This is a genomic window from Corticimicrobacter populi (assembly GCF_003123725.1).
Lineage (GTDB): Bacteria > Pseudomonadota > Gammaproteobacteria > Burkholderiales > Burkholderiaceae_B > Corticimicrobacter > Corticimicrobacter populi.
Genome location: NZ_QETA01000007.1, coordinates 1 through 20,742, shown reverse-complemented (window position 1 = coordinate 20,742; position 20,742 = coordinate 1). Strand labels below are relative to the sequence as shown.

At 64.3% G+C, this 20,742-nt stretch carries 18 protein-coding genes; 11 read left to right on the top strand and 7 right to left on the bottom strand.

The window, feature by feature from the left end:
- Positions 1 to 106 precede the first annotated feature (106 nt).
- From DD235_RS14265 to DD235_RS14225, 9 genes are all read left to right on the top strand, one after another.
- Positions 107 to 1,291, top strand: coding sequence for an MFS transporter (locus DD235_RS14265; protein ID WP_109062784.1), 1,185 nt, complete (start codon positions 107 to 109; stop codon positions 1,289 to 1,291).
- A gap of 162 nt (positions 1,292 to 1,453) precedes the next feature.
- Entirely contained in the window at positions 1,454 to 2,488 is a 1,035-nt protein-coding gene (locus DD235_RS14260) for a taurine ABC transporter substrate-binding protein (RefSeq protein WP_164497349.1), read from the top strand.
- Between the two features lie 3 nt (positions 2,489 to 2,491).
- Positions 2,492 to 3,313 (top strand): ABC transporter permease, encoded by an 822-nt coding sequence (locus DD235_RS14255; protein ID WP_109062783.1) that lies wholly within the window; start codon positions 2,492 to 2,494, stop codon positions 3,311 to 3,313.
- A complete protein-coding gene (locus DD235_RS14250) occupies positions 3,310 to 4,200 on the top strand; it encodes an ABC transporter ATP-binding protein (RefSeq protein WP_109062782.1) in 891 nt (296 codons plus the stop codon). The genes DD235_RS14255 and DD235_RS14250 overlap by 4 nt, the downstream gene beginning before the upstream one ends.
- The gene (cuyA, locus tag DD235_RS14245) at positions 4,197 to 5,216 is read left to right on the top strand and encodes a D-cysteate sulfo-lyase (RefSeq protein WP_109062781.1); all 1,020 of its coding nucleotides are present in this window, start codon (positions 4,197 to 4,199) and stop codon (positions 5,214 to 5,216) included. Before DD235_RS14250 ends, cuyA begins: the two co-directional genes overlap by 4 nt.
- Entirely contained in the window at positions 5,206 to 6,066 is an 861-nt protein-coding gene (locus tag DD235_RS14240; protein ID WP_109062780.1) for an aspartate/glutamate racemase family protein, read from the top strand. Before cuyA ends, DD235_RS14240 begins: the two co-directional genes overlap by 11 nt.
- Before the next feature lie 63 nt (positions 6,067 to 6,129).
- Positions 6,130 to 7,461 carry a hypothetical protein gene (locus tag DD235_RS14235; RefSeq protein ID WP_109062779.1) on the top strand — a complete coding sequence of 444 codons (1,332 nt, stop codon included), beginning with the start codon at positions 6,130 to 6,132 and terminating at the stop codon, positions 7,459 to 7,461.
- Complete coding sequence (locus tag DD235_RS14230) at positions 7,454 to 8,107, top strand: hypothetical protein (protein WP_109062778.1); 654 nt, start codon at positions 7,454 to 7,456, stop codon at positions 8,105 to 8,107. The genes DD235_RS14235 and DD235_RS14230 overlap by 8 nt, the downstream gene beginning before the upstream one ends.
- Positions 8,107 to 10,917, top strand: a complete 2,811-nt coding sequence (locus DD235_RS14225) for an ATP-binding protein (RefSeq protein WP_109062777.1) — start codon at positions 8,107 to 8,109, stop codon at positions 10,915 to 10,917. Before DD235_RS14230 ends, DD235_RS14225 begins: the two co-directional genes overlap by 1 nt.
- 48 nt (positions 10,918 to 10,965) lie before the next feature.
- Here the strand turns inward: DD235_RS14225 and DD235_RS14220 are convergent, their stop codons facing one another.
- From DD235_RS14220 to DD235_RS14190, 7 genes are all read right to left on the bottom strand, one after another.
- On the bottom strand, positions 10,966 to 12,309 hold the full coding sequence (locus DD235_RS14220; protein WP_109062776.1) for an amidase: 1,344 nt from the start codon (positions 12,307 to 12,309) through the stop codon (positions 10,966 to 10,968).
- Positions 12,310 to 12,397: 88 nt separating this feature from the next.
- Positions 12,398 to 13,081, bottom strand: a complete 684-nt coding sequence (locus DD235_RS14215) for a DUF2848 domain-containing protein (protein WP_109062775.1) — start codon at positions 13,079 to 13,081, stop codon at positions 12,398 to 12,400.
- A 91-nt stretch (positions 13,082 to 13,172) separates the two neighbouring features.
- Positions 13,173 to 14,456, bottom strand: a complete 1,284-nt coding sequence (locus tag DD235_RS14210; RefSeq protein ID WP_109062774.1) for a TRAP transporter large permease — start codon at positions 14,454 to 14,456, stop codon at positions 13,173 to 13,175.
- Positions 14,453 to 15,091: a TRAP transporter small permease subunit gene (locus DD235_RS14205; protein ID WP_109062932.1), complete on the bottom strand. Its 639-nt coding sequence runs from the start codon at positions 15,089 to 15,091 to the stop codon at positions 14,453 to 14,455. Before DD235_RS14205 ends, DD235_RS14210 begins: the two co-directional genes overlap by 4 nt.
- Positions 15,092 to 15,220: 129 nt before the next feature.
- Positions 15,221 to 16,279 carry a TRAP transporter substrate-binding protein gene (locus DD235_RS14200; RefSeq protein ID WP_109062931.1) on the bottom strand — a complete coding sequence of 353 codons (1,059 nt, stop codon included), beginning with the start codon at positions 16,277 to 16,279 and terminating at the stop codon, positions 15,221 to 15,223.
- Between the two features lie 35 nt (positions 16,280 to 16,314).
- Entirely contained in the window at positions 16,315 to 17,118 is an 804-nt protein-coding gene (locus DD235_RS14195) for a putative hydro-lyase (protein ID WP_109062930.1), read from the bottom strand.
- 266 nt (positions 17,119 to 17,384) lie between these two features.
- Complete coding sequence (locus DD235_RS14190; protein ID WP_109062773.1) at positions 17,385 to 18,287, bottom strand: LysR family transcriptional regulator; 903 nt, start codon at positions 18,285 to 18,287, stop codon at positions 17,385 to 17,387.
- Between the two features lie 161 nt (positions 18,288 to 18,448).
- Between DD235_RS14190 and DD235_RS14185 the strand changes: the two genes are divergently transcribed.
- Both DD235_RS14185 and DD235_RS17300 read left to right on the top strand, forming a co-directional pair.
- Complete coding sequence (locus tag DD235_RS14185) at positions 18,449 to 20,440, top strand: FUSC family protein (protein ID WP_162300509.1); 1,992 nt, start codon at positions 18,449 to 18,451, stop codon at positions 20,438 to 20,440.
- Positions 20,441 to 20,585: 145 nt separating this feature from the next.
- A partial coding sequence (locus DD235_RS17300) for a twin-arginine translocation signal domain-containing protein (protein WP_146193518.1) occupies positions 20,586 to 20,742 on the top strand: 157 nt, incomplete at its 3' end.

The window sequence follows — 20,742 nt, the reverse complement described above, 5'->3', positions numbered from 1 at the left end:
CCGATCTGGAAGGGCGTCTTAGGCAAAATGCGATTCCGTTGGCCGGGTGTTTGTCCTAGCATCGGGAATCGGCTTATTGCCTCGGCTTATTTTGCGCTGCCTTTTCATGAATATTTCCCTGATCGTGACGCTTGCCATCCAGGTGCTGGCCTCCATGGCGGCCCTGACCGTCCCCGTGCTGGCACCGGCGGCATCGCAGGATATCGGTCTCTCGGCCACGCTGGTCGGTGTGTTCATGGCGATTGTCTATGCGGCGGCGATGTTCTCCTCGCTGGCCAGCGGGGGGCTGATCGCCCGCTACGGCGCGATCCGCACCAGCCAGCTTTGCCTGCTGTCCTGTGGTGTGGGGCTGGCCTGCGTGGCCGTGGGGCAGGTGGGGGCCATGGTACTGAGCGCCGTGCTGATCGGTCTGGGCTATGGGCCGGTCACGCCGGCCAGCTCGCATATCCTGGCGCGGACCACGCCGGCCCATCGCATGGGCCTGATCTTTTCGCTCAAGCAGACGGGCGTGCCACTGGGTGGCGTGATGGCCGGGCTGCTGATTCCCGGACTGGTACTGCTGTGGCAATGGCAGGGGGCGGCGCTGGTGGCCGGGCTGGCCTGCCTGGTGGTGGCGGCGCTGGCCCAGCCGATCCGGGCTGATTTCGATGCGGATCGCTCGCCGGCGCACCGGCTGGGGATCGGCGGCGTGTTCCGGCCCTTGCAGATGGTGTTCGAGCATCGGCGTATCCGCAACCTGGCACTGTGCACGTTTTTCCTGAGTGCCATGCAACTGTGCCTGACCTCGTATCTGGTGACTTACCTGACTGGTTCATACGGTGTGGCGCTGGTGACGGCTGGATTGGTGCATGCGGCATCGCAGACGGCAGGGGCCGTCGGGCGGCTGCTGTGGGGCTGGGTGGCGGACCGCAGCCGGGCACCCGACCTGGTGCTGGCCCTGCTGGCGTTTGCCATGGCGGGCGCGTCACTGCTGACGGCGTTGTTCCGCCCGGACTGGCCGTTGGCCATCGTCATCGTGGTCAGCATGGTGTTTGGTGGCACGGCGATCGGCTGGAATGGCGTGTATCTGGCGCAGGTTGCGCAACTGGCACCCAAGGGCATGGCTGGTCAGATGACGGGCGGCACGCTGTTCTTCACCTACTTCGGTGTGGTGCTCGGTCCGCCTGCCTTTGCCGGGCTGGTGTCGGCGACGGATTCCATGGCGGCAGGCTTCGCGGGTATCGGTGTGGTAATTCTCGCGGTAGGCTGCGTGCTGCTGTATGTGCGTCAGGCTGAAAAGCGCGCAGCCTGAGATGCTTTGGGGGAGACCGACCCGGCAAGTCGCGGTTATCGGTCAGTCAGTCAAATTCCATTTGGTTATAAACAAGCGACCATAAGGTATTTTTTGAAATGAGCCAATCTGCCTAGACTGTGTCTTTCCGATTGATTGCACATGAAACGACGGGCAGGAAATATGCGTATTCTGAAAAAACTCATGGTGGTGGCACTGGCTGCTGCCTCTCTGGCACCCCTGGGGGCCGCCTGGGCGCAGAGTGCGCCTGAGGAAGTCCGTTTTGCATGGGCAGGTGGCCCGCGTACCTGGGTGTTGGGCCAGATCGACAAGTCGTTCGACAAGGCCTTTGGCGTGCCCGTCAAATGGGTGGCCTTCAATTCCGGTGCCGATGTGCTGTCGCTGTTTGCCGCCAAGGAAATCGACATTGCGCGCTTCGGCTCCAGCCCGGCTGCCGCCGGCATTGCCCGGGGCCTGCCGATCGAAGTGATCGGCGCACAGGAAATCATCGCGACCAGCGAGCGGCTGATTGCCAGGGATGGTATCAACTCGCTTAAGGACCTGGAAGGCAAGCGGGTGGCTTATCCGGCCAATTCGACGGCACAGTTTGCGTTTGAACTGGCCGTCAAGCTGGCGGGCGACGGTGCCGATCGCAGCAAGATCCGCACAGTGGCGCTCAAGCCGGCCGAGATCGTGTCTGCCTGGCAGCGCGGCGATATTGATGCCGCCTATGTCTGGGGACCCTTCAGCCAGCAGCTCGAAGCGGCCCAGGGCAAGGAAATCTTCGCGACCAAGGACCTGGCCGAGCATGGCGTGCTGGTCTTCAACAATTATGTGGCTCGCAAGGAGTTCGCCGAGCAGCATCCCGAGCTGATCGTGAAGTTCCTCCAGGTCGCACAGGACAAGGCGAACGAGTACCTGGCCGATCCCGAAGCCGCCTCACAGAAGATCGCCCAGTACCTCGACATCCCGGTCGATACGGTGCGCAGTACCCTGGGTGGTCTGCAGTATCCGTCCATCCAGGAGCAACTGACCGTGGACTACCTGGGCAACAGCCAGACCAAGGCCGATTCGCGCATCACCCGTTCGTATCATGATGCCGCGACGTTCCTGGCCGATATCGGCGAGTTGCGTGCTTCCGACGTACCGGCGACCTACGCCGATGCCATCAATACCCGCTACCTGGAGCAGGCTGCCGCCGCAGCGCCGCAGCAGTAAATCATGGCAGGTCAAGTTTCAGGCAAGGCTGCGCCGGCTGGCGCAGCCGGTGGGGGGCAGTGGAAATACGCCGCGATCAGTGTGATCGCGGTCGTGGCGTTTCTGCTGGGCTGGCAGGTTTCGGGGTGGGCAGGTTGGGTTGATCCGCTGTTGCTGCCTCCGCTGGGCGAGGTGTTGCGCACGGCGCTGGATCTTGCAGAAAACGGCTATCGCCAGTCTTCTCTGTGGCATCACATCGGCATCAGCGTGGCGCGAGCCGGCGTGGCTTTTGCGGCTGCCATTGTCATCGGCGTGCCGGTAGGGCTGGCAATGGGCCGTTCGCGCGGGCTGTCGGCGCTGCTCGATCCGTTCGTGCAGTTCCTGCGGCCATTGCCCAAGATTGCCCTGATTCCGCTGGTGGTGCTGTGGTTCGGCATTGACGAAGGGGCCAAGTTTTTCCTGATCTTCATTTCGACCCTGCTGAGTGTGCTGGTCGGTGCGGCTGCTGCCGTGCTCAATGTCAGCCAGCAGCGCCTGCGTGCTGCCGCCACGCTTGGAGCAAGCCGGCATCAGGTGTTCTGGTACGTGATCCTGCCCAATGCCCTGCCGGAAATATTCACGACGATCCGCCTGGCTGTGGGGATCGGCTGGACTTCGCTGATCGCTGCCGAAATGGTGGCGGCCGATTCCGGGCTGGGCTGGATGGTCATCAATGCAGGGACTTACCTGCGTACCGATATCGTCATGCTCGGCATCTTCCTGCTGGGCCTGATCGGTTATCTGTTCGATGCGTTGCTGGTGTTCCTGCAGCGCCGGCTGGCACCCTGGGCCGGGAAAGAAGCATGAAAAATCCCATCTCCGCTGTATTCGTACCGACACCGGAAGGCGCTGCCGGCGGCACGCCCGACCTGACGCATACGCAGGTGCCGAACGCTTCCGTCAGCATCCGTCTGCAGGGCGTGGGCAAGTCTTTTGCGCATGGCCGTCGCCAGGCGCAGCGCCTGACCGTGCTGGAAGACATCAACCTTGAAGTGCGCACCGGAGAGTTCGTGTGCCTGCTGGGCCCATCCGGTTGCGGCAAGTCCACCGTCCTCAATTTGCTGGCAGGCTTTGACAGCCCCGACCATGGCACGATCAGTCTGGATGGGCAGGCCATACGCGGGCCGGACCCCCGGCGTGGCATGGTGTTTCAGCAGCCGACCCTGTTCCCGTGGCTGACCGTGCTCGACAACGTGGCGTTCGGGCCACGCATGGCGGGCCGCGATGCCCGCGACTATTTGCCCGAGGCACGTCGCCTGTTGCGCCAGGTCGGCCTGGAACGCTATGCGGAGCATTATCCCTGGCAATTGTCGGGCGGCATGCGCCAGCGGGTTGCGCTGGCCCGCGCCTGGCTGCCGGGGCCGCAGGTGCTGCTGATGGATGAGCCGTTCGGCGCGCTCGATGCGCAGACCCGGCTGGTCATGCAGGAACTGCTCAACCGGATCTGGGCAGAGACCGGCACGACCATCGTCTTCGTGACGCACGATGTGGATGAGGCCCTGTTCCTGGGCGACCGCATCGTCATGATGAGCGCCCACCCCGGTCGGGTGCGCGAAATCATCGAAGTTCCCTTTGCCCGGCCACGCACGCCCGATGCGCTGCTGGCCGATCCTGCCTATGCCCCCGCCAAACGGCGTATCCTGCAGATTCTGCGTGAAGAAAGCGGTCATCTGCTTGAGGAGATCAATCCATGAAACTGTCCCATTTTCCCCGTGTGCGTCTGACCCAGGCACCCACCCCGCTGCAGCATCTGCCGCGCCTGAGCCGCCTGCTGGGTGGCCCAGAGATCTATATCAAGCGCGATGACAACACCGGACTGGCCACCGGCGGCAACAAGACCCGCAAGCTCGAATTCCTGCTGGGCGAGGCCCTGGCGCTGGGCGCGACGCATATCGTGACGCAGGGCGCGCGCCAGTCCAACCATGTGCGCCAGACCGTGGCGGCCGCAGCCCGTTTCGGCCTGAAATCCACGGTGCTGCTCGAGGAGCGCATCCAGCATACCGATGCCGACTATGACGACAACGGCAACGTGCTGCTGGATCGTATCTTCGGGGCGACCATCGAGCGACGCGACGGTGGCCTGGACATGAACCAGGAACTGGTCGCGGTGGGCGAGCGCCTGCGTGCCGCGGGCGAGACGCCCTATCTGATCCCCGGTGGCGGTTCCAATGCCGTGGGGGCGCTGGGCTATGTCGAGTCGGCGCAGGAACTGCTGCAGCAGATCAACGACCAGCAACTCGATGTACACCATGTGGTGCATGCGACCGGCAGTACCGGCACCCAGGCCGGCCTGCTGGTCGGCCTGCAGGGCAACAACAGCCATATCCCGGTGCTGGGTGTGAGCGTGCGCGCACCGCGCGAGCGCCAGATCGAGAATGTCACGAAGCTGGCGCGCCAGACCTGGGAACTGCTGGGTATCCGGGGCGAATTTCCGGCCGAGGCGGTGCAGGTCACGTCCGACTACGTGGGCGAGGGTTACGGCATTCCCAACGACGGGACGCTCGAGGCCCTGTTCCTGCTGGCCCGGACCGAAGGCATTTTGCTCGACCCGGTCTATAGCGCCAAGGGGTTTGCCGGCCTGCTGGACTATATCCGCAAGGGCGAGTTCAAGGCCGGGCAGAATATCGTTTTCATCCATACGGGCGGTGCAGCAGCCTTGCCGGGCTATCGCAGCGTGCTTGAAAACTACGCACGCGATCATGCCCTCTGATCTGACCATTGCGGCGAGCGTCGGCGCGGTTGCGCCGGCTTTCCGGCTGGGTGTGCTCGGCGGCATGGGGCCGCTGGCGACGGTAGACTTCATGCACAAGCTGGTGCTGGCCACCCCGGCGCGGATAGACCAGGAGCATGTGCCGGCCGTGGTCTGGAACGTGCCGCAGATTGCCGATCGCCAACAGGCCATTGCCGGGACGGGGCCGTCTCCGCTGCCGCAGTTGCTGGAGGGCGTGGCCCAGTTGAACCGGGCCGGCGCGACGCTGATTGTGATCCCCTGCAATACGGTGCACCACTGGATTGAGCCTTTGCGGGCCGCCAGTGCGGTACCTTTCCTGCATATCGTCGATGCCACGCTGGAAGCGCTGGTGCGATCGGGGGCTGGCGCGGGCCTGTCGTTTTCCGTGAACGCGGCTGTCGTAGCGGACAGGGCGGTTGCTGGCCCGAGTAGCTCGGATGATGTGGATGCGCAGCCGACCGAGGCCGCAGGGCCAACGCGGATCGGGCTGATTGCCACCCAGGGTGCCCTGCAGACCCGCCTGTACCAGGACCGCCTGGTGCAGCATGGCTACGAGGTGCTCGAAAACACAGTGGAAGAACTGGATACCCTGTTTACGCCGGGCTGTTATGCCATCAAGCGCAATGCGCTCGATGATGGTGCCTTGCTGCTGGAGGCGGCGGCCCAGGCCCTGGTCGATCGCGGCGCGCAAAGGCTGGTACTGGCCTGCACCGAGGTGCCGCTGGCGCTGGCGCATGGTCGGTCGGCCTTGCTGGCGCACAGTGTCGATCCCAATCAGGCGTTGGCCGAGGCAGTGGCTGCACGCTGGCTGGCGCTACGCGAGGCCTGAGCGGCAGGCCGGGCAGGGCGCAGGGCGATACGTTAGAATTTCGCCCTGCATGGAGAACCTGTCATGACGGCTGCTGTCCGTTCCGATTCCCACCTGTTCGATGAACAGGAACCCGCAGCTTTTGAGGGCTACTTCCGCGAGCCCGGCTTTGCTGCCGAGTCACCGCTGGCCTGGATACTGGGGCAGCGGCTGGCGCTGCTGGATGCCGTGCGCGGTCTGATGTCCGGTGGGCAGTCGGCCGCCCGGTTGCGGCTGTGGGTCTTTCTTGAGCTGGCGGCGCAGGCGCAGGGGCGCTTTTCCCGTGAAGACCTGAACCTGCTTTTTCATGGCCTCAGGCCCGAGGCGCTCGATGTGGCCCTCAAGCGTTTGCGCGATCTCGGCTTGCTGGTCTGGGACGCTACCGTCCAGGATTACCATCTGTCACCACTGGCGCAGCAGGCGCAGGGGCTGCTGGCACCGTTGGTGCGTACCCCCGAGGACGACGATGAGATGGGCGCATTGCTGGCCCAGGTGGCCGGTGCCCAGGCGCTGGGCCTGTCCGATCCTGCCCAGATACGGCACCTGCATGCGCAATTGGCACGACTCTATGATGAGTTTGCCGATGCCATTGCCAGTGGCTCGGAAGCTCGGCTGCGCGAGTCTCAACCGCGTTTCGAGCGGGCGCTGGCACTGGTTGGGCGGGCCGGCGAGGCGTTGACCGCCCTGATTCGCAGCGAACATGACGATCCCCGTCTGGAGCGCGAGGCGCGCGCATTGGGCCATGCCCAGGCCCGGCTGCTGTCGATGGCCAGCCAGTTCACGCGCGCGTTGCAGCAGGCCGATCGCCAGCGGGTGACGCTGGGATCGACCGGTGTGACCAGTTCCGATGTGCGTCTGTGGCTGCAATCGCATCCTGCCTTGCATACCTTGCTGGCCGATGTGCTGGCGACAGGCGTCCAGCCGGTGTTCGTCAGTGCGCATGAAATGGTCGACGTGGCCGAGGGCGAATTCGAGCGAGACCGTCCCGATCCGCAGCGGGCACAGGGTTTGCCACCGGCGGCAACGGCGGGTGCCGGCGAGATCGAGGCCTTGCGCATGCCGGTCGAACTGGGTGCATTGATCGACTGGTTGTCTGATGCGCAATCACTGTCGTCCGACGACGGTGGGCCGGCCCAGCCGCCGGTCGCGCAGGCCGTGCTGGGCGGACGCTTTGCGCAGGCCGCCTATCGCATGCAACTGTTACCGCTGCTGGGCGATGCCCAGGCCCGTACCCTGCAGGGCCAGACCGGCGACCTGGCCCGCCTGCCCTGGCGGGCCGAACTGGATCCGGTGCTGGAACCGACCGACGATCCCCATGTGGCGCGCCTGAGCGCCGGACGACTGATTCCCGATATTTCCAATCCATCCCATGACTGAACCTCTCGATGATGCCGCCCTGCTGGCGGCCGAGCTGCTGGCACAGCGCTGGTTGCCGCGTCGCCATCCGCGCGTGCGTCGTGCACTGGTCGATGCCGAACTGTGGCAATCGGTACAGGACCGGCTGGGCCGCATCGGCCTGCGCCTGATCGACAATATCCACGCCGACTATGTCAGCGTCGCCCTGTTGCGCGATGCGGAAACGGCTGTGTTCGGCGAGGCCGGTCTGTCTGCCAACAATAATCTCGACCTGCCGCGTGATGCCGTCTCGCTGCTGGTGGTGCTGTGGTCCATGATCGTGCTGCCCAAGCGCGAACGGCAGGCTGCCCGGGCGGCTTCTGCCGAGGGCGAGAGCCAGGAAGAGCTGTTCCGCAACGATCGCCCCATGCCCAGCGCGGCCGAGGTGAGCCCGGAAGTGTCATACCGGGCCTTGTTGGCCGACTTCGGGGCACAACTGGGGCGCAAGACCCGCCTGGATACCAATCTCAAGCGCCTGGAGGCGCACGGCTTCATCGTGCGCCGGGGCGATGTCATCGCCGAAGGCCCGTTGCTGGATCTGCTGCTCGACTACGACACACTCGCGCCGCGCATTCTTGATGGCACGCTGGGCGATGTGCTGGCGCGTACCCGTCAGGAGAAAAACTGATGTTTCACCTGCAATCGATTGAACTGCTGCAGTGGGACTACTGCCAGCGCCTGACGCTGCCGCTCGATGGTGCCATCATCACCGTGGCCGGTCCCAACGGCTCGGGCAAGACCACACTGCTCGATGCCATGCGCACGCTGCTGGGCCTGGAATGCTCGGGCGGGCGCAGCTACAAGACCTATGCACGCCATGCCAATGCCGACCAGACCTGGCTGCGCGCCACGGTCGACAACCGGCCGCATGGGCGTCAGTTGTCGAGCCGGCCGTTTGCCCGCAACCTGCTGTATTCGGATCAGGTCACGCTGGCCTGTCGCATCGACCGCAACGGGGGCGACTGGCAACGTCGCTACATCATGGTCGAAGGCGACGAACCCATCGAGAATCTGGCCGAATTGCCGGGCAAAGACTGGTTGGGTATTGAACACTGGCGCAAGCGGCTCGAAAGCGCTGGCCTGTCGCGGGCCATCGCGCGCGTGCTGGCGCTGGAGCAGGGCCAGACCGACCGGCTCTGCGAGTACTCGCCCAAGGAACTGTTGCGGCTGGTGTTCGACGTGTTCGGCGATCAGGAAGTGCTGGATGGCTACGAAGAGGCCCGTCGCCACCAGCGAGAACTGGCTGCCGAGGTCGAGACCGCCGAACGCGAACTGGTGCATGGCCAGACGCAGCTGGAGCAGATGGAACTGCGCGTGACCCGCTACCGGTTGCATCAGGACAAGTTGCGCGAGCGCGAATGGCTGGCAACCGAAGTCATGCCTGTGCTGGCCTGGCACGAAGAACGTCGCGATACGGCGACCCGGTTTCTGGAGTTGCACCGACAACGGCTGAACTACGCTGCGCAGCGTCGCCAATGGGCGGACGACAGTGCCCGTCTGTTGCGCCTGTCCGAAGAACAGCAGGCTGCCAAGGAAAGGGTGGCGCAACTGGAGGCCGACAAGCGCGATGCCCAGGTTCGCTTGCAGCAGGCCCGCGATGTCGAGCGACCGGTAGAAGAGGCGCTCAAGCGCGCCGAGGAGCTGCAGGCCCTGGCTGCCGTAGAAACCGATGCCGCGCAACTGGCCGAGCGTGTACGTCGGCTGGAGCAGGAAAAGAGCGAGCTGGACAGCCGCTGGCATGCCGCCAATCGGCAGCGCGATGAACTGCAGATGTCGCTGGATGCGCTGCAGGGACAACGCCAGGCTCCCCCGCCTGCCGAAGTGCAGCGGTTCCTGCAGGTGCTGCGCAAGGAAGGTATCGGCCATCATGTCATGGCCGATGTCATTCAGATTACCGATGAGCACTGGCGTGCGGCCGCCGAAGGCGTGTTGCGTGCGGCTCGCTGGGTTGTGGTGCTGGAACGCGCCGATGACGAAGGCCGTGCCATGGCGCTGGCCGAACGGGAACGCTATCGTCACTACCTGGTGGCCGAGGCGGAGACCGTACCGAGCCAGCCGCCTGTCGACAGCCTGCTGGCGGTACTGAAGTTCTCGGCGGCCGCGCCGGGTTGGCTGCTCCGGCAACTGGCCCAGATCAGCCGGGTCGAGGATACACGTGCAGGTGCCCGACAGGGCGGTGAATGGATTACGCCGCAGGCCTATTGGCGCGATGGCCGGGGCGGGCGCAGTGTCTGGGTCGATCCGGCCCAGCACCAGTTTGGCGCGGCTGCCGTGTCGGCACGCCGGACGGCGCTCGAGCACAAGCTGGACGTCCTGGATCAGGAGCTGGCGGTGGTGTCCCAGCAGCAGAAGGAAACCCGACGGCAGTTGCAGGCTGCGGTCGAGGCTGGCAAGGGGCACCGGGCGGCGGAGGAATTGGCCCGCTGCAGCGACGAATTCGAGCAGGCGCGGCAGCAGTTGCCGGCGCTCCGGCAGGCACGGCTCGCGGCGGGCGAACGCTGGCATACACTGGACGCCGAATGTACGCAGGCCGTGATTGCCAAGACCAAGGCCGAAGCCAGCTATCGCAGCATGCAGCAGCGCTTGTCCGATGGGCAGCGCGATGCGGCCCAGCATGAGCGCGAGTGGCGCGAGCGCTATGAGGCGCAGCGCCTGCGTGCTGCCGATTCACGCGTACGCCGGGGTGGCTTTCCGGCATCATGGATTGCGCCGGCGCGGCTGGCCGAACTGTACGAACGTTTCGGCAATGCGACTCAGGCCCGGTTGCGCAGCGAGGCGGTTGATCGCGAACTGGAGCAGGGGCAGTGGGAAACCGATGCCTCCGTCGAGGAAAAGCATATCCTGCTGCAGGCCGCCGTAGGCAGCCAGTCGCTGCGGCTGGATGAGTGCAAGGCACGCAATGCCGCTGCGGCTGAATCAGTCAGCAACGCCCGCGAACGCTATATCGATGTGTTGCGCGCCACGGTGCGACGCTATCGGCGCAATATTGTCGACCTGGGCCTGCTGGCCGGCGTGGAGGTGCATGCCGATCTGCCACATCTCGAAAACGACGATCTGGTGCTGCGCCAGGCCGAACTCAAGGTCGGTTTCAGCTTCGACGGCAAGGGCAGCATTGGCCTGAACGATGGCGAGGCCTCGGGCGGGCAGCAGGTGATCAAGTCGCTGATCCTGCTGGTGGGCCTGCTCAAGGACGACGAGATGCCGGGCGGCTTCGTGTTCATCGATGAACCGTTTGCTCACCTGGATGTGCGCAACATCCAGTTGGTGGGGCATTTCCTTAAATCGACCCGGGCCCAGTATGTGCTGACCACGCCGATTACGCACAATGTCGAGGTATTCGAGCCGGCGGATATCACGCTGGTCACGGCCAAGAAGCCGCGTGATGCCCGCTGGGCTCCGCCTATTGGTGTACTGCAGCGGCGTGCCGAGGCGGATTGATGTGGCAGCTTGGACAGGCGGCCTGACCGGTCGCCTGTCTTGCCATCCTTATGCCAGCGTTGCTTCGATGGTCTGGCCGATATCCAGGATCCGCTGGTCCTGACCGCCAATACCCGCCACCATCAGCCCCACGGGCGCAGTCCCCACCGCATGGCAGGGCAGCGACAGGGCGCAGCCGTCCAGGAAATTGATCAGCGTCGGATTGCGCAGAATCAGGCCGTTGGCGGCAAAGTAGGCTTCGTCGGAAGCTTCCAGGTCGGCAATTACCGGCGCGGTGACCGGGACGGTCGGTAGCAGCAGTGCGTCGAACGATTGCAGGCGTGACTCGACGCCGGCGATCCACTGCGGACGGGCTTGAAGTACGTCGATATAGTCGGCTGCACTCATGGCCTTGCCGCGCAGAATGCGCGACGACACACGCGGGTCGTATTCGGCTTCGCGGCTCTCGAGCAGCGACTGATGCCAGTGCCAGGATTCCGAGCAGGTAAAACCACCCTTGCGGTTGATGTGGGCCAGTTCGTTGAATTCGGGGATATCGATCGTGCGGATCTGCGCACCGGCCTGGGCCAGCCGCTCCAGCGTGGCGGCGAAGGTCGCACGGACATGATCGTCGGCACCGTCGAGCACGAGGTTGGCAGGGACGGCAAAGCGCAGTGACGACAGGTCGGGAGCCTGCGGGGCCGCGTAGGGCGAGCCGCTCAGGATGGCGTCCAGGATGGCGCAGCATTCAACCGATGCTGCCAGCGGCCCGATTGAATCCAGGCTGGCCGACAGTGGCAGGGTACCTTGCTGGGAGACACGGCTGGCCGTCGGCTTGAAGCCGGTCAGGCCGCAGAAGGCCGACGGGATGCGTACCGAACCGCCGGTATCGGTGCCGATGGCGGCCACGCTCATGCCATCGGCCACCGAGACGCCGGCACCCGACGACGATCCGCCGGGAATACGGCCGGTGGCGCGGTCCCAGGGGCTGCGCGGCGTGCCGTAGTGCGGGTTCAGGCCGAGGCCGGAGAAGGCGAACTCGGTCATGTTGGTGCGCCCCACAATGATGGCACCTGCATCGATCAGGCGCTGCACGATCAGGGCATTGGCGCGGGCCGGTTCGGCATCGCGCAGCACGGCCGAGCCGGCCGTGGTGGGCTGGCCGGTGATGTCGAACAGATCCTTGACCGAGATCGGCAGGCCGTCGATGGCCGAGCGGCGCAGACCGGCCGCACGCAATAGATCCGAGGCGCGTGCGGCGGCCAGCGCCTGGTTGCGGTAGACCTGGGTAAAGGCGCGAGCGCCTTCGCCGCCGGTATCGTCGATGCGGGCCAGGGCGGCATCGGTCAGGGCCAGAGAGGTGGTGCGGCCTTCGTCCAGGTCGCGTTGCAGTTGGGAAATGGTGGGCAGCATGGGGTGGGATCGCTTCAAGGAAAAGACAGGATCGGTCGGTTCATCGGCAGGCCGCCGCGGGTATGGGCACGAGGCGGCTGCAGGCGTATCAGGCGACTTCCGGCAGAAAATCGATTGTATAGCCGTGGCCGATGCGGCGATCCAGCAGCGGGTCATGCAGTTCCATGCGGAAAGACGGCGCGGGTCGGATGCCGCCGATGGCACCGACCGTACCGCAGGTCATGCCCGAGCCCGCCGGAATCCGGTTCAGCCCGAAGTGCTTCTGCAGCAGGAACTCAGGGGGTTGCAGGCTGGCCAGCGTGCCTTCCTGGTACAGCGTCTCGACGCCATTTTCGACAATCCAGGCGCGCAGGACGAGCTGGTCCCAGTGCGTGGCGACATCTTCGTAGCGCCAGGCATCGCGAGCCACCGGCTTGGCGCAGAGCTGCTTGGACAGGGCCACGCTGTGTGCTTCCAGTGCCCGGTCGGTATGGTCGGAGCCCAGGCTGACCCACATATCGCCGTCATGCTCGAACAGGAAAACCTCGGCTTCGCCCGAAGAGGCCGGGCCGACGCACTGGACGACTTCGTCCTGCGTCAACTGGTTGGCCGCTACGCGGTAGAACAGCGGGACGGCGCTGGGACGGGGTACGCCCAGTTCCGCCAGTTCCTCGATATGGTGCTCGATGGCGGCCAGATCGCGCCCGGCCCAGCCGGCGATGATGCACTGGCGGATGTCGATGTCGGCAGCGCGCGAAGCGCCGGCATGGTGGAGGGAGAAAGTCAGCAGCATGATGGACAGGCCTTCAAAAGTATCCGTGGATCGTATCTGTGGTAAGCGAGGCCGGACCCGCCTGTGCTGAGGCGCATCCGGCCCGGCAGGTCTAGTTGAACAGGGTCGGCAGGTACAGCGCCATGCCGGGGAAGAGCGCCAGCAGCGCGATCAGGATCAGCATGGTCGGCACGAACGGCAGTGCACCGATCATGACGTCATTCAGGCTGCCCTTGCTGCGTAGGCTCTGCACCACAAACAGGTTCAGGCCCACTGGCGGCGTGATCAGGGCGGCTTCGACCAGAATGATGATGACGATGCCCAGCCAGATCGGATCGTAGCCCAGTGCAATCATGATGGGCGCGACGATGGGGATGGTGGTGATCATCATCGACAGTGTTTCCATGAAGCAGCCCAGCACCAGGTAGAACACCACCAGCACGACCAACATCCAGCCGGGCGACACGCCCAGGTCGGTGATGGTGCTGGTCAGGGCCGAGGTCAGGCCGGTGGCCGACATCACGAAGTTCATGAAGGCGGCACCGATCACGATCAGCATGATCATGGCGCTGGATTTCATGGTGCCTTCGAGTGCGTCACGCAGCATGATCAGGTTCAGGCGGCCCATGCCGGCAGCCAGGACCAGTGCGCCCACGACGCCGAGTGCTGCGGCTTCCGTCGGCGTGGCGATGCCGGCATAGATCGATCCCACCACCAGCAGAAAGATGCCCAGCGGCGGCAGCAGGTGCACCAGTGCCGTGAAGCGCTGTTTCCAGCTTGCCTTCAGCTTGTTGCCGCCCCAGGACGGACGCAGCACGCAGGCGATCATGATGATCAGCATGAACAGGCCCGCCAGCACTAGACCGGGTACGATGCCGGCCAGATACAGCTTGGGTACCGAGGTGTTGGTCAGCACGCCATAGATCACCAGATTGATCGAGGGGGGCAGCAGGATGCCCAGCGTGCCACCAGCGGCCAGACTACCCAGGAACAGGCGCTCGTTGTAGCCGTTTTTCTTGATCTGCGGGATGGCGACGGTACCGACCGTGGCGGCGGTCGCCACGCTGGAGCCGGAGGTGGCCGAAAAGACGGTGCAGGCACCGATGTTGGCGTGCATCAGGCCGCCCGGCAGCCAGGACAGCCACAGGCTCATGGCACTGTACATGCGCTCGGCCAGACCGGAGCGCAGCAGGATTTCGCCTAACATGATGAACAGCGGGATGGCGACCAGCAGAAATTCGTTGCTGGTACTCCAGGCCACTTCGCCGATGGCCATGGTCAGCGGCAGCATCGAGTACAGCGGGTCGAGTGCCAGGCCGAGCAGGCCGAGCGCGGCACCGACGGGGATGCTCAACCCCAGGAATACGAGCATCAGGATGAGGGTAGTGGCGATCATCGCGCGTCTCCGTGTTGTGCTTCGCCGTGAACCATGCGCTTGCCGGCTTCGGCTTCTTCCTCGGCTTCTTCACGGGTGCTGCGCATGCCGCAGAGGGCCTGCACCGTGCGCAGGTCGCCCGTGACCAGGGCCAGCGAGGAGCGCAGCAGCATCAGGCCCAGCACCACGCACAGCCAGACCAGACCGGCAACCCACATGAACTGCGGGATCCACAGCGGCGTGGCCATGGTGCTGTTGGCTGTCGAGCCGTTGCTCCAGGAGAGCGCCGCCACGTCGATGGCATAGCGTGTGAGATAGGCAATGAAAATTCCCAGACCCACCAGGCTGAGCCAGTCGAGGAAGGCGCAGATGCGCACGGGCAGCAACTGGTAGAGCGCATCGATCCGGATGTTGGCGCGGTTCAGCGCGACGAACGAGAGTGCCCACGAAATGCTGATGGCAAAGGCATAGCCGGACAATTCGTCGGAGCCGCCCAGGTTGGTGCCGAACAGTTTGCGCACGACCACGTCGGCGGCCACGTAGAGCGCGCTCAGCAGTGTCATGGCACCGGCCAGCCAGACAGTCAGGCGCGATAGCCGGTTGGCCTGGTGCAGCAGGGCGCTGATCCATTGGAATCGGTCAATTGAGTGGGTCATGATGGTCTTCTGGGAAATCTGCTGCGTCATTGGGCGCAGCGGGTCTGGCACGCGGGGTGCCGGTGTCCGGGCAGCCAGCCTGTTCGAGAAATTCCGGCAGGCTGGCTGCGGCGTATGTGCCGGACGGTGTTACTTGCTGGCGACGATGCCCAGTTCCTTGCCGATGGTGTCGTTGAAGTCTTTCACGCACTGTTCGTTGCAGCGGGCGGCCCACTTCGGCACCACGACTTCGGCGGTAATCTGGCGCAGCAGTTCGCGATCGGCGTCGGTCGGCTGCACCAGGGTCATGCTGCCCTTGACAGCCTGGTCGCAGGCGGCGGCACCGGTATTGCAGTCATAGCCCATCTGGGTTTCGCGCGCGGCGGCATCCCAGATCTGGTTGACCAGACCATCGATCTGGATCTGCAGGAAGTCCTGCACCTTGGGATCAAGCTGATTCCAGGTGTTCAGATTGGCTGCATGGATCTGCTGGTTCCAGTTGATCGGCAGTTCCAGCAGGTGGGTACTGACTTCGTACCACTTGGCCGAATAGCCGGACATGGAGCCGGTGATGGCGCAGTCCACCACGCCGTTCTGCAGCGCTGGCACGACTTCGCCAAACGGCAGCGTCACAGCCGTGCCGCCCAGTGCCTGCACGAATTCGCCGGTGGTGCGACTGCTGGTACGGACTTTCTTGCCCTTGACGTCGGCCAGACCGGTAATGGGGGCATTGCAGAACAACACCTGTGCGGGATAGGTCGAGATCCCCAGGACCTTGACGCGGTTCTTGCCGTAAAAGTCGGAATAGACTGGCTCAAAGGCCTCGGTCACGGTACGGGCGGTGGCCACGTCGGGGGCCAGACCGGCCAGGTCGATGGCTTCGTTGATCGGGTTGTCGCCCGCGAAGTAGGACAGCGTGGCCGTGCCGAAGGGCACCACGCCCTGGCCGATCAGGCGCAGCAGCTCAGGGCCCTTGAGACCCATCTCATTGAAGCCCTGGACCGTGGCGGTGACCTGACCACCGGAGCGCTCGGGAATGGTCTTGGTCCAGAACGGCTGCTCGTTGTTCTGGTAGGCGGTCAGGTTGCTTAGGCCACCCACGACCTTGAGTTCGGTGCGGGGCAGGTCGGGCGTGACATCCTGTGCGCCGGCCTGTGCGCCCAGCAGCAGGCCCAGTGCCAGGGTTGGCAGGGCGAGGGTTCGGGACATTTTCATGGGTATTCTCCTTGAGAGTATGGCCTGTCTTACAGCACGGCCAGTTTTGTGTTGAGCAGATCGGTGATCAGCATGTGGCCGGGGGCATGGGTAATGCAGAAAGGCGGGGCCACGGTTTGGATGACGGATTGCGGCGTGACGCCGCAGGCCCAGAACACGGGCAGTTCGCCCGGGCGGATTTCGACTGCATCGCCATAGTCGGGACGGCTGATGTCCTGGATGCCGATCAGGGCCGGATCGCCGATGTGCACCGGCGCACCATGCACCGAAGGCAGTCGGCTGGTGATCTGTACGGCGCGGATGGCATCGGCGGCCTTGAGCGGACGCATCGAGACGACCATCGGGCCATGCAGGCCTGTGGTTGGGCGTGTCGGGATGTTGGTACGGTACATCGGCACATTGCAGCCCTGGCTGATATGGCGTACGTCGATGCCCTCGGCCAGCATCGGTTCCTCGAAGGAGAATGAGCAGCCAATGGAAAAAGTCACCAGGTCATCGCGCCACCAGTCCATCAGGTCGGTCGGCTCGGCCACCAGCTTGCCATCCTGCCAGATGCGGTAGCGCGGGGTATCGGTGCGAATATCGATGTCCTCGCCCAGCCCCGTCAGCAGCGTCTGCCCGGGATTGGATACGTCGAGTAGCGGGCAGGACTTGGGGTTGCGTTGGGCGAACAGCAGGAATTCGTTGGCCAGATCCTTGGGCAGGATCATCAGGTTGGCCTGCACATGGCCGGGAGCCAGCCCGGCGGTAGGGCCGTCGAGTTCGGCTCGGCGGATGCGTTGCCGGACTTCCGGGGCAGACAGGGCGATTTCTGGGAGGATGGCAGCAGTCATGTCGGCTCGCAGGAAAGGGTGCCGTGCATACAGCCTGCAGAAGTGCAGCACGCATACGGCCTATGGCAGCGATTCCAGCCTACGGGGTGATGACTGTCCAATCATTCGTTTGGATGTTTTCTTATAAATTAAATTTATAAGATTGAAAGAAAAGGATTTTTTCAGTGGCCGACCCTATGTTCGGAAAGCGCTATGAGGGTAAGTCCTGATGTCTGAACAGAGGCTGGGTCGGCGTATTGGCGCACACAGAAGGTCAGCCAATGGAATCAGGCGGCAGACTTGCTGTGTGCGGCATGTGCGACTTCCTGGGCGACCTGTGCCACGGTGCGCACGATGTAGCTGTCGGGCGAATCCAGCCAGCAGGCATAGAAACTGAGTTCCGGCAGTGAGTCCCGCACGTCGAGAATACGGATGCTGCCCTGGGCCAGTTCGTCCTGCATGACCTCGGGGGCGATGGCACTGACACCGATGCCGCGCCGGGTCATGTGTACGATGGTACTCAGCGAGGCGCAGCCATACATGCGTGGCGTCTTGATGCCGGCCGCCAGCAGCGTGCCGCGTACTGCGCGGTAGGGCTGGCTGTTGGCCGGGTAGGTGATGATGGGATACGCAGCCAGCTCGCGAGCCTTGAGCGTGCGGTCATCCAGGTGCAGTGCCGGACTGGCTGCCCAGACGACGGGGTAGTTGCACAGATGCAGGTGTTGCAGCTTGGGATCGTCACCCACGCCCACCAGCAGTGCCAGGTCGATCTGGTGGGCAGCGACCTGCGGGCGCATGACCTGCGTGGTATCGACATGGATTTCCACCACCAGTGCCGGATAAAGCGCGCTGAGCCGTTCCAGCAGGGCGTGCAACCAGGTATGGGCGATGGTTTCGGCCACGCCCAGACGCAGGGTGCCGCGCACGGCATTCTGGGCGCAAGCTGTCTGCATCATGTCGTTGCGCAGGTCCAGCATGCGCTGTGCCTGCGCCAGCAGCTCTTGGCCCTTGTCGGTGATCTGGATACCGCGCGTATCGCGGGTGAAGAGGCGAGTGTTGAGTGTCTGCTCCAGCGCGGCGATGCGCTGCGAGATGGCAGGCTGCGTGGTGTTGAGTTTTTCCGCAGCGGCGCGAAATCCGCCCAGCTCGGCGACCCAGACGAAGGTTTCGATTTGCTTGAAGTCGATCATGGCGGTTCCCGGATGGGCAGATACTACACCACGGTTGCCTGTGACAGGGGGTTTGTGCTGGAATGAGGCCGCGTTCGACAGGACTGCAGGGCTGGAGTGGCATGCCGCCAGCCCTGATCGCCTTGACGTCCATTTCCTCTTCTGACATTTCGTGCCGCTCCATGACCGCCGCTTCCCCGCCTGCCGTGTCGCATGCCCCGGGCCCCAATGCCTGGCTACGTGAACTGACCCGACTCAACAAGCCGGCCGCTTGGCGCTGGGGGCCTTCGCTGCGGGCGGCGCTGGGCATGGCCGTGCCGTTGGGTGTCGGCCTGGCGACCCAGCAGTTGGCGCTGGGTCTGCTGGTTGCGCTGGGTTACCTGATGCAGATGAATGGCGAACGAGACGGTCCGTACGAGGATCTTTTCCGGCGTCTGCTGATCACGGCCCCATTGGGTGCGGCCGGTGCATTGCTGGGTTATGCCTCGGGATTGCCCTGGGGCTGGATCGTGTTGCTGATGATGGGGGTTTCGTTTCTGGCCAGCGTGGCCAGCAGCTACAGCGCGGCCCTGTCGATCGGCACCATGCAGGCGTTGGTGCTGGGCACCGTGGCGCTCGGCAATCCTGCACTGCATGGCAGTGCCTTGCATATGTTCCTGATGTTGCTGGTGGGGACTGCACTGTATGCGTTGTTGCTGGGTGTGGAGGCGTTGCTGCAGCGCAGCCGTCCCCGGCGCGAAATGCTGGCAGCCCTGTTGCTGTCCTTGTCCAGGCTGGCCGAGGGGCAGGTCAGTGGTGCTGCCGTAGAGACACAGCGCCGCCAAGTGACGACACAGTTAGCTGCCGTGTATGCGTTGATGCTGCAGACTCGTTCGCAGGCACAGGGACGCAGCAGCCAGGCGGACCGGCGGGCTGCTGTGCTGCGGCGGGCCGATGGGCTGTTTGCTGCGATCCTGGCATGTAGTGACTCTGCCCTGTTGTCGGCAGCGGCGCGGGACTTGAACCAGATGGCCGAGGCCGTCAAGCATGCGCAGCGGCTGCCTGTCCCTGTGTTCGATACCCAGGCTCCGTTGCTGTCGCGTGCCGTGGCGGCGTTGGGCGTGGCTCTGTGGGGGCCGATGGCAATGACCGCGCCAGTGGCCGTCGGGCCTGTGCGGACGGATGCGCCGGGCTCGCAGGCGGCAGCCATGCACTCGCAAGCGCGGCTGCGCGTGTGGCTGGATCGACTGGTGCCGGGGCGCGATGTCTTGCTGTCGGCGCTGGCGCTGGCGCTATGCGTCGGCATTGCCTATGCACTGCGCTGGCTGGATGATCGCAGCCACTGGTATTGGCTGCCGATGACGGTGTTTCTGGTGATGAAGCCGGATCTTGGATCGATCTTCGGTCGCACGGTGCTGCGTTGCCTGGGGACGGCCGGCGGCGTATTGATCGGCGCGGCCATCCTGGCCTGGTTGCCTCCCGGGCCGCTGTTCATCGGCATCATGGCCCTGATTGCCCTGCTCATGCCGCAGGCACGCCAGATTTCCTATGCCGTGATGACGCTCACGATGACACCGCTGGTTCTGGTGCTGATCGATCTGGTCAGTCCCGAAACCAAGGGTATCGACTATGCACTGCTGCGTCTGGTCGATACGCTGGGCGGTGGCGCGGTGGTGCTGATTTTTGGCTATCTGATCTGGCCCAAGTCCCACCATCGGCAACTGGCTGGTGCTTTCCAGCAGGCGCGCCAGTCCATGGCGGATTATCTGTTGAGCACACTGCGCGCGACAGATCGACTCGGCCAGGAAGGAGCCGATGCGGCAGCACTGGGCACCTGTCGACGTACCGTATACGGGCAATTGGCCAACATGCGGGCCATCCTGCAGAAAACGCTGGCTGACCCGCCGCCATCGGGTCGGGAGGCCGCTGCGTGGTTCCCCATCGTGACCAGTGCCGAGCGGGTTTGTGATGCCATCACAGCCTATTCCATGGCGGCGACTACGGCAAGGACAGCCTCACAGACCGCAGAGCTGGAGAGGCTGGCCGCCTGCCTGGCGGGTGGCGCGACAGACTGCGATGGCGATGCACATGGGAGCCAGTCGTTGCCGGCCGGTGATCCTGCCGCGTCCCGATTGGTTGCGCACATCAGGGAAGAAGTGGGATCGATCCAGAGCTATGTCGGGGGAGGCGCATAATCGCCCAGAACGATCTGTCGGCGATGCTCAAGCCCGTGTATATTCCATTACATTGGGTACTTTAAAGAGGCATATGTAGATGTCTCTGTAATAGGTCTTTGCAGCGCGGTTTTCCGGTCGTGCACAGGATTTTCAGGAGTCATGGGTGTCAAGCGCAAAGCAGGGTAGTTTTACTCGTCGGGATTTCATCAAGCTGGGCACGGTGGGGGGTATTTCGCTGTGGCTGGGACGCTTGCCTGCGGCGCAGGCGGTCGAGGTTTATCCTGGGGCCAGTCCGACCAACTGGATCGGGCCGGATGGCA